This is a genomic window from Pseudomonas sp. GNP014, assembly GCF_054344005.1.
In genome coordinates this window covers 1,719,235-1,731,609 of the sequence record NZ_JBTGUS010000001.1, presented here as the reverse complement: position 1 = coordinate 1,731,609, position 12,375 = coordinate 1,719,235, and the positions used below count along the sequence as shown (strand labels likewise).

7 protein-coding genes are annotated in these 12,375 nt (G+C 60.2%); 2 read left to right on the top strand and 5 right to left on the bottom strand.

Going from position 1 to position 12,375, the window contains the following annotated elements; genetic code table 11:
• The first annotated feature begins 144 nt into the window (after window positions 1–144).
• Window positions 145–795, top strand: coding sequence for a peptide-methionine (S)-S-oxide reductase MsrA (gene msrA, locus ACXX9E_RS07860; protein WP_128616445.1), 651 nt, complete (start codon window positions 145–147; stop codon window positions 793–795).
• A gap of 70 nt (window positions 796–865) precedes the next feature.
• Here msrA and ACXX9E_RS07855 read toward each other — a convergent pair whose 3' ends face one another.
• The 5 genes from ACXX9E_RS07855 to putP form a co-directional block, all read right to left on the bottom strand.
• Window positions 866–1,702 (bottom strand): 23S rRNA (adenine(2030)-N(6))-methyltransferase RlmJ, encoded by an 837-nt coding sequence (locus tag ACXX9E_RS07855; RefSeq protein WP_186746191.1) that lies wholly within the window; start codon window positions 1,700–1,702, stop codon window positions 866–868.
• Window positions 1,703–2,627: 925 nt separating this feature from the next.
• Window positions 2,628–2,945: a hypothetical protein gene (locus ACXX9E_RS07850; protein ID WP_123470798.1), complete on the bottom strand. Its 318-nt coding sequence runs from the start codon at window positions 2,943–2,945 to the stop codon at window positions 2,628–2,630.
• Window positions 2,946–3,279: 334 nt separating this feature from the next.
• Entirely contained in the window at window positions 3,280–3,993 is a 714-nt protein-coding gene (locus tag ACXX9E_RS07845; protein WP_458555254.1) for a DUF4123 domain-containing protein, read from the bottom strand.
• Window positions 3,983–5,998 (bottom strand): type VI secretion system Vgr family protein, encoded by a 2,016-nt coding sequence (locus ACXX9E_RS07840; RefSeq protein WP_457237903.1) that lies wholly within the window; start codon window positions 5,996–5,998, stop codon window positions 3,983–3,985. The genes ACXX9E_RS07845 and ACXX9E_RS07840 overlap by 11 nt, the downstream gene beginning before the upstream one ends.
• 352 nt (window positions 5,999–6,350) lie before the next feature.
• Window positions 6,351–7,835 carry a sodium/proline symporter PutP gene (gene putP / locus ACXX9E_RS07835; RefSeq protein WP_123470792.1) on the bottom strand — a complete coding sequence of 495 codons (1,485 nt, stop codon included), beginning with the start codon at window positions 7,833–7,835 and terminating at the stop codon, window positions 6,351–6,353.
• 458 nt (window positions 7,836–8,293) lie between these two features.
• On the opposite strand from putP, the gene putA reads away from it, so the two are divergent.
• Window positions 8,294–12,247: a trifunctional transcriptional regulator/proline dehydrogenase/L-glutamate gamma-semialdehyde dehydrogenase gene (gene putA / locus ACXX9E_RS07830; RefSeq protein ID WP_267798235.1), complete on the top strand. Its 3,954-nt coding sequence runs from the start codon at window positions 8,294–8,296 to the stop codon at window positions 12,245–12,247.
• The last annotated feature ends 128 nt before the right edge of the window (window positions 12,248–12,375 follow it).

Sequence of the window (12,375 nt, the reverse complement as noted above, 5' to 3'; positions counted from 1 at the left end):
TGTCACTGAAATACCGCTATCGCGAGCAGGCGAAGGCCTACAGTGGGGCGAGTACCCGCACATTTTGGGTAGTGATTAACCGGGCATCATTGGGCACACTGGCGGTCTGACTTTTTACATCCAACCTGACTGAGAGGAACGATCATGGTTCTGCGCTCGGAAATTCTGGTGAACAAGAACGTGCTACCGACCAAAGAACAAGCGTTACCCGGCCGCGAAACCGCGATGACCCTGCCTGAAAAACACTTCGTCTTCGAAGAAACCCCGCTGCTTGGCCCGTTTTTCCAGGACGTCGACTTCGCGATTTTCGGCCTGGGTTGCTTCTGGGGCGCCGAGCGCCGCTTCTGGCAGCGTGAAGGCGTGGTCAGCACGGTCGTGGGTTATGCCGGCGGTTTCACGCCGAACCCGACCTACGAAGAAGTCTGCTCGGGCCTGACCGGCCACGCCGAAGTGGTGCTGGTGGTGTATGACAAGGCCAAAGTCAGCTACGAAGAGCTGCTGGCAATGTTCTGGGAGCTGCATAACCCGACGCAGGGCATGCGTCAGGGCAACGACATCGGCACCCAGTACCGCTCGGTGATCTACGCGACCTCGCCTGAGCATCTGGATGCGGCGCTGAAGAGCAAAGCGGTGTATCAGGCGGAATTGTCGAAGGCCGGTCTGGGCGAGATCAGCACCGAGATCGAACAGGCGCCAACCGTGTACTTCGCCGAGGCGTATCACCAGCAGTATCTGGCGAAAAACCCTGAGGGTTACTGCGGGATTGGCGGCACCGGTGTGTGCATGCCGAACTAAAGCTGCGAGCTACAAGCATCAAGCTGCAAGCGCGTCGCTCGCTTCAGCTTGTAGCTTGTAGCTGGAAGCTTTACTCCGCTATTAGCCAATCCATCTGCCACCCACCCTGGGTCTGCCCCAGCTTCTTCGACAGCCACGGCAGCAACTCACGCAATTCTTCCTCCAGCCCCCACGGCGGATTGGCAATCGCCATGCCCGAACCGTTCAGGCTGTTCGGCGTATCCAGCGGATGCACCAGCAGTTCCACGCGCAGCAACTTCGGCGCACCGGTACCGGCCAGATCCTGATAGAACCGACGCAACGCACGCTGATCCTTCACCGGATACCAGATCGCCGCCACCGTCTGGCGCATGCGGCCAATCGCCTCTTTCAACGACGCCGCGCAGCGCTGCATTTCATCGAGCTGCTCGAACGGCGGATCAATCAACATCACCGCACGCTTTTCCTGCACCGGCAACATCGCCCGCGCCACATGCCAGCCCTCGCCGAGGTGAACCTTGACCCGGCGATCACCGGCCATGTTGTCCTTGAGCAGCACGCCGTCTTCCGGGTGCTTCTCGTTGAGCATCACCCGATCCTGCGGCCGGGTCAGGCGCCGCGCCAGCTCCGGCGAACCCGGGTAGTAGCGCAACTGGCCATCCGGGTTCATCTCATGCAGCACCTTCATGTAGTCGGCGGTCAGCGCCGGCAGGTCCGGCTGATCCCACAACCGCGCAATGCCTTCCAGGTATTCGCCGGTGCGATTGGCCTGATCGCCCTGCAAGTCATACAGACCGATGCCGGCGTGCGTGTCGAGATAGGCAAACGGCTGCTCCTTGCGCGACATCAGGGCGATGAGGCGGGTCAAGGTCAGGTGTTTGAACACATCGGCGTGATTGCCGGCATGGAAGGCGTGACGATAATTCATGGCTGCTCCTGCGAAGGGCGCAAAGTTTACCTTTTACCGGGCGGCAAGTCAGGGGTTCGCAGCCGAGTGGACAAAAGCCTTTCCCTCACCCTAACCCTCTCCCGGAGGGAGAGGGGACTGACCGTGGTGATCTTGCGAGTTACATCGACCTGAAAGATCAGCGTGATCTCAGGCTTGGCCAAGCGAAGATCAGCGCGGAAGTCGCTAGTCGGCGTACATCACCCAGACACCTCGGTCAGTCCCCCGAAGCTTGGCCAAACGAAGTTCACCGCGGAAGTCGCAAGCCGGCGTACATCACCCAGACGACTCGGTCAGTCCCCCGAAGCTTGGCCAAACGAAGATCAGCGCGGAAGTCGCAAGCCGGCGTACATCACCCAGACAACTCGGTCAGTCCCCCGAAGCTTGGCCAAGCGAAGTTCATCACTGAAGTCGCAAGTCGGCGTACATCACCCAGACGACTCGGTCAGTCCCCCGAAAGAACGCCACCCTCCAGGCTTGGCCAAGCGAAGTTCACCGCTGAAGTCGCAAGTCGGCGTACATCACCCAGACGACTCGGTCAGTCCCCCGAAGCTTGGCCAAACGAAGTTCACCGCGGAAGTCGCAAGCCGGCGTACATCACCCAGACGACTCGGTCAGTCCCCCGAAGCTTGGCCAAACGAAGATCAGCGCGGAAGTCGCAAGCCGGCGTACATCACCCAGACAACTCGGTCAGTCCCCCGAAGCTTGGCCAAGCGAAGTTCATCACTGAAGTCGCAAGTCGGCGTACATCACCCAGACGACTCGGTCAGTCCCCCGAAAGAACGCCACCCTCCAGGCTTGGCCAAGCGAAGTTCACCGCTGAAGTCGCAAGTCGGCGTACATCACCCAGACGACTCGGTCAGTCCCCTCTCCCTCTGGGAGAGGGTTAGGGTGAGGGGCTTTGCTTTTATGGCGCGGCGCGCAGACGCTTGCCGATGACATCGAGCACATCGCAGCCGTCGCGCAAGGGGATTACGCAGAGCTGGGCGAAGTCGCTGAGGATGACGGAGTCGCATTCGACCGAGCCGCGCATGCACATGTTTTCCAGCACCTGGATCACGGCGCGCAGACGATGGTTGGCGGCGTCCATAAGGATGTCGAGGGGCACATGGGTGTCGATGAACAGGGTGGGCATGTCGCTGCAATTGCCGGTGAGGGCCATGAAGCGGTTGTCGGGATGGGGGATGATTTTTTCGTAGGGTGGAGCCGGTTTAAGCGTTGTCATATTTTGCACCTCAACTGGTTAAATGAGGCTACCAATGACCTTCCTACAGGTTTGGGTGGCAGCCGTACGCGGGAGTAGGAAACTGAGGAACCAGCCAAAAACTCAGCTACGCCGAAGCGTTCCCGCGCACAGCCGCCGCGAAAGATGTCACGGACACACGTTAGGTGCCGCAATCAAACAACAAGGCTGGTGCACGGTAAATTCCAAGGGTTCCTACACCCTGTCACCACTCTCGCAGTGACAACGAAAAGACTATCCCTGCAACCCACCGCCCACCAGTTCATGAAAACCGCCGCAACTCGAAGGAATCGTCCGAGACCTTCGCCCCGAAAACTCACTCCGACTCTGCCAGCAAAAACGCCAGCAACGCCGATTGCGACGATTCTTCCGACATTGAAACCTGAAAAAACCGCCTGATCTTGCAACGTAAAACCGCCTCTGGAAAGGCCTCGAAAAGTGTCGGATGCTCCTCGCTCAACCACTGCAACGCATTGGCCGTTCGAACGTCATTGCCCTGCTGCGCCAGCACCGACTCCGGCACCTGCCACCACGGCAATGCCCGCCCGGCCACCTGCGCCCTGCCGCCGATTTCCAGCGCCTGCCCATTGATCAAACACCGCCCGATCAACGGGAACAGCTGCGCTGCATCCACTTCATTGGCCTGCAGAATCGGCAACAGAAACCGCCCGTCCCAGAAACGGAAAAACACCGTTTTGCCACTCGGCATCAGCACTTGGGTCAGGCTGCGAAAGTGCGCCAACACTTCCTCAAGACTCGCCGAAGAAACCGCCAACCATCCCCAATCCCGCGACTCGGTGGTGGCGACCCAATGCAGAAACTCACTGTCGGCGGCGACAATTCCCACGTAAGGCATCACCGCATCCCACTCGGCATAGATCGTCTCGGCCCAGATCGGACTCGCCGCTTCTGGCCAAGCCTTGAGCGGCTTCGCCTCGCTGGCACTGCTGAACACCGCGAACAATTGCTCGGATGCGCTCAACGGTTCACGCGCCAGCCAATCGGCAGGCAAGAGGAAATCAGGCTGCACAGAGACCGTCCTTGCAACGCTCACACTCTTCGCAGAATGGCGCATCACCTTTAAAACTCATGATTTGCGCGGCAGTGAGCATGGCTGCCGGCGCGGCGGCCAGTTTCTCCGGCAAACCCGGCGCCACAGGTGCGGCACTCATCGCCGCCATCGGTGCGCCGCCCACGACAATCGGCACGCTGCTGAAAATCCCGCCGGGGCCGATGTTGATCCATTGCCCGCCGGCCTGAATCGTCGCACTCGCACCACCGTCGATCACCACTTGCTGACCGGCGCTGACGTGGAACTGCTGGCTGGCACTGGTCGCCTGATTGGCCACCTTGATATGGCGGCTGCCGGTGACGCTCAAATGATCGTCCTGCTTCACTTCGGTCTGGCGCTGGCCGTGGGTGATGCGCTGCTCATCCGCCTTCAACTCATGGCGGGCGGTGCCGGTGACGACAATGCTGCGCTGGTTATCGACCTGCACCTGTTGATCATTCAACACATGCTGCGTCCAATTGCGCTGGGCGCGCAGGTAGATTTCCTCGGCGCCTTTTTTATCTTCAATGCGCAGTTCGTTGTAGCCACCACCACCGGGGGTGCTTTGGCTGCGGAAAACACTGCGGGTCTTGTCCGCCGGCAGATCCAGCGGCACCGGCGTCGCGGCGTTTGGCAGGCAGCCCACGACCAAGGGTTTGTCGGCATCGGCATCAATGAAGCCGACCAGCACTTCCATGCCCACGCGCGGAATCAGCACGCTGCCGTAACGATCATGGGCCCAACCGGTGGCGACGCGCAGCCAGCAACTGGAATGCTCGTTCAATTCACCGTCGCGATCCCAGGCCAGTTGCACCTTGACCCGACCGTACTCGTCGCAGTGGATTTCCGTGTCTTTCGGCCCCGTGACAACGGCGGGTTGATAACCGAGCATCCGGGGTTTTTCCGGGCCAAGCGCCGGGCGGAAGAACACATCCCACGGCGTAGCGAGAAAGGTATTACGGTAGCCTTGGAAGGATTCGCCATCGCTGGTTACCGACTCCTCCAGCACTTGCGGCTGTCGCCCACGGTGCTCGATCGCGGTCAGCAGCCAAAGGTCATTCCAACTCTGACGTGGGTGCTCGCTGAGGTGCAGGAAATGTCCGCAAACCAGTGCGGATTCATCGCTGATGCCCTCGGCCTGACGGTAGTCGGCGACATGCCTTTCAAGCGCCCGCTGGGCCAGGTGTTTGCCGGTTTCACGATTATCGAATTGCCCGGGAAAGTGGTAGTCCTCGAGCACCGGGCGTTGCTCGCCGTCGATGCGACTCTCCAACTGCAGGCGCGGCTTTTCGAAGTTGTAGTCACGCCGGGTGACCACGCTGGTACGGGTTTCCACACGCACATTGAAGCGCTTGATCGCCGGCGCCCCGGCAGACATGCCGCTACCGGGCAGATAAAGCGTTGACTCGGCCAATCGCGGGAATACGGTTTGATCGTCGCCGAACACCAACAGATGTCCGTCGAGGCTGTGCTGAAAGTGGTAATGAATGCCGACCTCGGCACACAGCCGCTGAATGAACGCCAGATCGCTTTCGGCGTACTGCACGCAATATTCACGCACCGGGTAATCGCTCCCGAGTCGAAACTCGAAAGCATCGCGCAGGATCGCGTGATCCTTGAGGATTTGCGTCACGATCTGCGGCACGCTCTGGTGCTGGAAAATTCGCTGATTGATGCGATGCCCGAGGTACGTCAGACGCGGCACAAGGCTCAAGTGATAGCGCGTCAGACGTTTCCCGGAGTCGCCCTGCCCGACCTGATAAATCTGACCGTGGACACCGGCACCCTGAGCATCAAAACTCAGAAATGCCTGACAGTGCAGCAGGCTTTCGAGGTCCAGATCCGGCCGCTCGCTGACCAGTTCCAGTTCGAAGCGATAGGGTTGGCTGATGGCTTCCTTGCCCGTGAACTCAAGGACTTTGAGGTCATGTTGGGCACCTTCGAGGGTCAACGTGAAACGCGGTTGATTGGCAGGCGCGAACATCCGATGTCTCTCTGCAGAATGAAGGGCGGGCGATTCTGCATGAGGGGCAAGGGGTGATGAATGGGTGACCGGAAAATCAGATTTGCCCTACTTTCATTGATGAAAAGCCCTGCAAAAAGCGGCGCCTTCAACTACAGACAAATCCCCGAAACCCACCATAAAACCCTGTGGGAGCTGGCTTGCCAGCGATAGCGATGTGTCAGTTACTGAATGTTCTGAATGTGCCGCCCTCATCGCTGGCAAGCCAGCTCCCACAGGTTTCTTCAGCGTTGGCAAAAAATCACAGGCAATAAAAAACGGCCCGTCTCCTGTAGGAAACGGGCCGTTTTTGAGTGAGCCGAAGCTCAGCGCATCACTTGTTCAGGTGGAAATCTTTTTCCGCCGCTTCAAAACGCTGCACCATGCCAGTGGTCGGCGAGCCGAGCTTGCTGACGATGTAGATAGCCAGGCTGGCGAAGATGAAGCCCGGGATGATTTCGTACAGACCCAGCAGTTCGAAATGCTTCCAGACCACCACGGTGATCGCGCCGACCAGGATACCGGCCAGCGCGCCGTCGCGGGTCATGCCTTTCCAGACCACCGAGATCAGTACAACCGGACCGAACGCAGCACCGAAACCGGCCCAGGCGTAGGACACCAGGCCCAGCACGCGGTTTTCCGGGTTGGCGGCCAGGGCGATCGCGATCAGTGCAACCAACAGCACCATGGCGCGGCCGACCCAGACCAGTTCAACCTGGGAGGCGGATTTACGCAGGAAGGTTTTGTAGAAGTCTTCGGTCAGAGCGCTGGAGCACACCAGCAACTGGCAGCTCAGCGTGCTCATCACCGCGGCGAGAATTGCCGACAGCAGGACACCGGCCACCCATGGATTGAAGAGAATTTTCGCCAGCTCGATGAACACGCGCTCGTGGTTCTCGGTCACGGGACCGGCCACTTCCGGGTGTGCCGAGAAGTACGCGATACCAAAGAAGCCCACCGCCACGGTGCCGCCCAGGCACAGGATCATCCAGGTCATGGAGATGCGACGGGCGTTGGCAATCGATTTCACCGAATCCGCCGCCATGAAACGCGCCAGGATGTGCGGCTGACCGAAGTAGCCCAGACCCCAGCCCATCAGCGAGATGATGCCGATGAAAGTGGTGCCCTTGAGCATGTCGAAGTTGCTTGGATCCTGAGCTTCGATGGCCAGGAACGTAGTGTCGACGCCGCCGGTAGCCAGCAGGACGATGATCGGCGTCAGCAGCAGGGCGAAAATCATCAGCGTGGCTTGTACGGTGTCAGTCCAGCTCACCGCGAGGAAACCGCCGATAAAGGTGTAAGCAATCGTCGCCGCAGCACCGGCCCACAGCGCCGTCTCGTAGGACATGCCGAAGGTGCTTTCGAACAGACGGGCGCCAGCCACGATGCCGGAAGCGCAGTAGATGGTGAAGAACACCAGAATCACGATCGCCGAGATGATCCGCAGCAGGCCGCTTTTGTCTTCAAAACGGCTGGCGAAGTAGTCTGGCAGAGTCAGGGCATCGCCGTTGTGCTCGGTCTGCACGCGCAGACGGCCGGCAACGAACAGCCAGTTCAGGTAGGCACCGATGACCAGACCGATGGCGATCCAGCTTTCGGAAAGACCGGACATGTAAATGGCGCCCGGCAGGCCCATCAACAACCAGCCGCTCATGTCGGAAGCACCGGCAGACAGAGCCGTCACGACGCTGCCCAGGCTACGACCGCCAAGAATGTAGTCAGAAAGGTTGTTGGTGGAGCGATAGGCCATCAGGCCGATCAGCACCATTGCTGCGATGTAGATCACGAACGTGATCAGGGTTGGATTGCTTACGCTCATTGAGTTACGCCCTGGCTTTGTTTTTATGTAGCGGCGGTGGTGAACCGCTCGCAAACGACGACGTTTGGCAGACGATCCGGGATCCCGCGCATTTAGGACTGATGTTTCCCCAGGAAAGCCATCAGCCGGTACACCGGGTTATTCCCGGTTGCACCTAGGGCGCGAATGCTATGCAACAAATCAAATAAGGTGCAACCAGTTTCGAGCGAATAAGTTGCACCTAGTCGGATTTATCGACAATCACCGCGTTTTTGCTCTCTTTTGTGGCAGTCATCACCGTTGGCTAGAAGCAAAAGCACCAAGCAGGAGCAGCACTTTCGTACCAGAAAATAATTCCTGACGAGCTGCCTATTATTCCGACAAAAAAAGGGTTGCACCCGGTTGCACCTCTCTCAGCGCGCGGCTAATCTTGCGGCCAGCTGATGCCACGCAACTGTGGCAACCATGAGGATAAAAATATGGCTACCACCACCCTTGGGGTCAAACTCGATGACCCGACCCGCGAACGCCTGAAGGCGGCCGCAACCTCGATTGATCGCACGCCGCACTGGCTGATCAAGCAGGCAATTTTCAATTACCTGGAAAAACTCGAGGGTGGTGCAACCCTGACCGAGCTGAACGGTTTGACCGCCAAGGACGCCGACGACGCCGGTGAAGTCCACACCGATCATGCCCACCAGTGCTTCCTCGAATTCGCCGAAAGCATCCTGCCGCAATCGGTACTCCGTGCTTCGATCACCGCTGCTTACCGTCGCCCTGAGCCGGAAGTGGTGCCGATGCTGATCGAGCAGGCGCGCCTGCCGGCACCGATGGCCGAAGCCACCAACAAACTTGCCGCAACCATCGCGGAAAAACTGCGTAACCAGAAAAGTGCCGGCGGTCGTGCAGGCATTGTTCAGGGCCTGCTGCAGGAGTTTTCCCTTTCGTCCCAGGAAGGCGTCGCCCTGATGTGCCTGGCTGAAGCGCTGCTGCGTATTCCGGACAAAGGCACTCGCGACGCACTGATCCGCGACAAGATCAGCACCGGTAACTGGCATCCGCATTTGGGCAACAGCCCGTCGCTGTTCGTCAACGCGGCAACCTGGGGTCTGCTGCTGACCGGCAAGCTTGTGTCCACCCACAACGAAGCCGGCCTGACCTCGTCGCTGAGCCGCATCATCGGCAAGAGCGGCGAACCGATGATCCGCAAGGGCGTCGACATGGCCATGCGCCTGATGGGCGAGCAGTTCGTCACCGGCGAAACCATCGCCGAAGCGCTGGCCAACGCGAGCAAGTTCGAAGCCAAGGGTTTCCGTTATTCCTACGACATGCTCGGTGAAGCGGCCCTGACCGAACACGACGCACAGAAGTACCTGGCGTCGTACGAACAAGCCATTCACTCGATCGGCAAAGCCTCCCACGGTCGTGGGATTTATGAAGGTCCGGGCATTTCCATCAAGCTCTCGGCCCTGCACCCGCGTTACAGCCGTGCGCAGTACGAGCGCGTAATGGACGAGCTGTACCCGCGCCTGCTGTCGCTGACCCTGCTGGCCAAGCAATACGACATCGGCCTGAACATCGACGCCGAAGAAGCCGACCGTCTTGAACTGTCGCTGGATCTGCTCGAGCGCCTGTGCTTCGAGCCGCAACTGACTGGCTGGAACGGCATCGGTTTCGTCATCCAGGCGTACCAGAAACGTTGCCCGTACGTGATCGACTACGTGATCGACCTGGCCCGCCGCAGCCGTCATCGCCTGATGATCCGCCTGGTGAAAGGCGCGTACTGGGACAGCGAAATCAAACGCGCCCAGGTCGAAGGCCTGGAAGGCTATCCGGTCTACACCCGCAAGGTGTACACCGACGTTTCCTACATCGCTTGCGCACGCAAACTGCTGTCGGTGCCGGAAGTCATCTACCCGCAGTTCGCCACGCACAACGCCCACACCCTGTCGGCCATTTACCACATTGCCGGCCAGAACTATTACCCGGGCCAGTACGAATTCCAGTGCCTGCACGGCATGGGCGAACCGCTTTACGAGCAGGTTGTCGGCAAAGTTTCCGAAGGCAAGTTGAACCGTCCGTGCCGCGTGTACGCACCGGTCGGCACCCACGAAACCCTGCTGGCGTACCTCGTGCGTCGCCTGCTGGAAAACGGCGCGAACACCTCGTTCGTCAACCGCATTGCCGACCAGTCGATTTCGATTCAGGAACTGGTGGCCGATCCGGTGGCGCAGATCGAGCAGATGGCGACTGTGGAAGGTGGTTTCGGCCTGCCGCACCCGCGTATTCCGCTGCCGCGTGACCTGTACGGCGCCGAGCGCGCCAACTCCGCCGGCATCGACATGGCCAACGAACACCGTCTGGCCTCGCTGTCCTGCGCCCTGCTCGCCACCGCGCACAACAACTGGAAAGCCGCGCCGATGCTCGGTTGCGCTTCCAGCAACGAAGCGCCGGCACCGGTGCTGAACCCGGCCGATCACCGCGATGTGGTCGGACACGTGCAGGAAGCCACCGTCGAAGACGTCGACAACGCCATTCAATGTGCCCTGAATGCTGCGCCGATCTGGCAGGCCACGCCGCCGGCCGAACGGGCGGCAATTCTGGAACGTGCCGCTGATTTGATGGAAGGCGAAATCCAGCCACTGATGGGCCTGCTGGCCCGTGAAGCCGGCAAGACGTTCGCCAACGCCATCGCCGAAGTCCGTGAAGCGGTCGACTTCCTGCGTTATTACGCAGTGCAGGCACGCAACGATTTCAGCAACGACGCCCACCGCCCGTTGGGGCCGGTGGTGTGCATCAGCCCGTGGAACTTCCCGCTGGCGATCTTCAGCGGTCAGGTCGCTGCCGCACTGGCTGCCGGTAACCCGGTACTGGCCAAACCGGCCGAACAGACCCCGCTGGTGGCTGCTCAGGCTGTGCGCCTGATGCTTGAGGCCGGCATCCCGGAAGGCGTACTGCAACTGTTGCCGGGTCGCGGTGAAACCGTCGGTGCCGGTCTGGTCGGTGACGAGCGCGTCAAAGGCGTGATGTTCACCGGTTCCACCGAAGTCGCGCGTCTGCTGCAACGCAACATTGCCGGTCGCCTCGACAACCAGGGCCGTCCGATTCCGCTGATCGCCGAAACCGGTGGCCAGAACGCGATGATCGTCGATTCTTCGGCACTGACCGAACAGGTTGTGATCGACGTGGTGTCTTCGGCCTTCGACAGTGCTGGCCAGCGTTGCTCGGCCCTGCGTGTACTGTGCCTGCAGGAAGATTCCGCCGATCGCGTCATCGAAATGCTCAAAGGCGCGATGGCTGAAAGCCGTCTCGGCAACCCGGAGCGTCTGTCCGTGGACATCGGCCCGGTGATCGACGCCGAAGCCAAGGCTGGCATCGACAAGCACATCCAGGGCATGCGCGATAAAGGTCGCAACGTGTACCAGGTGGCAATTGCCGACAGCGAAGAAGTCAAACGCGGCACCTTCGTCATGCCGACCCTGATCGAGCTGGAAAGCTTCGACGAACTGCAACGCGAGATCTTCGGTCCGGTGCTGCACGTGGTGCGCTACAAGCGTAAAGAGATCGATCAACTGATCGGTCAGATCAACGCTTCCGGTTATGGCCTGACGCTGGGCGTGCACACGCGCATCGACGAGACCATCGCCAAGGTGATCGACAACGTCAACGCCGGTAACGTCTACGTCAACCGCAACATCGTCGGTGCCGTGGTCGGCGTGCAGCCGTTCGGCGGCGAAGGCCTGTCGGGTACTGGCCCGAAAGCCGGTGGCCCGCTGTACCTGTACCGCCTGCTGTCGACGCGTCCTGCCGACGCGATCGAACAATCCTTCGCTCGCGGTGATGCGGTCGTCGCCCCGGACGTGCGTCTGCGCGATGCCATGAGCAAGCCGCTGAACGCCCTGAAAGCCTGGGCCGAAAGCAACCAGTACGCCGACCTGAGCACCCTGTGCGTGCAGTACGCCGCCCAGTCGCAAAGCGGTATCACCCGCGTGCTGGCCGGCCCGACCGGCGAGAAGAACAGCTACGCGATCCTGCCGCGTGAGCACGTGCTCTGTCTGGCAGAAGTCGAAGGTGATCTGCTGACCCAACTGGCGGCGGTACTGGCGGTAGGTGGTTCGGCGGTATGGCCGGAGTCCGACATCAGCAAGGCCTTGTTCGCACGCCTGCCGAAGGATGTTCAGGCGCGGATCAAGCTGATTGCCGACTGGAACAAGGACGAGGTGGTGTTTGATGCCGTTCTGCATCATGGCCATTCCGACCAGTTGCGCGGTGTCTGCCAGCAAATTGCCAAGCGGGCCGGTGCGATTGTGGGCGTTCAGGGCTTGTCCCAGGGCGAGACCAACATTGCCCTGGAGCGTCTGGTGATCGAGCGTGCGTTGAGTGTTAACACCGCTGCGGCGGGTGGTAACGCGAGCTTGATGACTATCGGCTAAAACCGAAAACCGGGCACCTGCATGGGTGCCCGCAATAGCGACAATCCCTGTGGGAGCTGGCTTGCCAGCGATAGCAATGTGTCAGTCACCATAAATGTTGGCTGATCAGCCGCCATCGCTGGCAAGCC

What these genes read in the sequence shown, in the direction of transcription:
- putP (WP_123470792.1), bottom strand. Translation starts at nt 7,835, where the DNA reads ATGAGCGTAAGCAATCCAACCCTGATCACGTTCGTGATCTACATCGCA.
- ACXX9E_RS07850 (WP_123470798.1), bottom strand. Translation starts at nt 2,945, where the DNA reads ATGACAACGCTTAAACCGGCTCCACCCTACGAAAAAATCATCCCCCAT.
- msrA (WP_128616445.1), top strand. Translation starts at nt 145, where the DNA reads ATGGTTCTGCGCTCGGAAATTCTGGTGAACAAGAACGTGCTACCGACC.
- ACXX9E_RS07840 (WP_457237903.1), bottom strand. Translation starts at nt 5,998, where the DNA reads ATGTTCGCGCCTGCCAATCAACCGCGTTTCACGTTGACCCTCGAAGGT.
- putA (WP_267798235.1), top strand. Translation starts at nt 8,294, where the DNA reads ATGGCTACCACCACCCTTGGGGTCAAACTCGATGACCCGACCCGCGAA.
- ACXX9E_RS07855 (WP_186746191.1), bottom strand. Translation starts at nt 1,702, where the DNA reads ATGAATTATCGTCACGCCTTCCATGCCGGCAATCACGCCGATGTGTTC.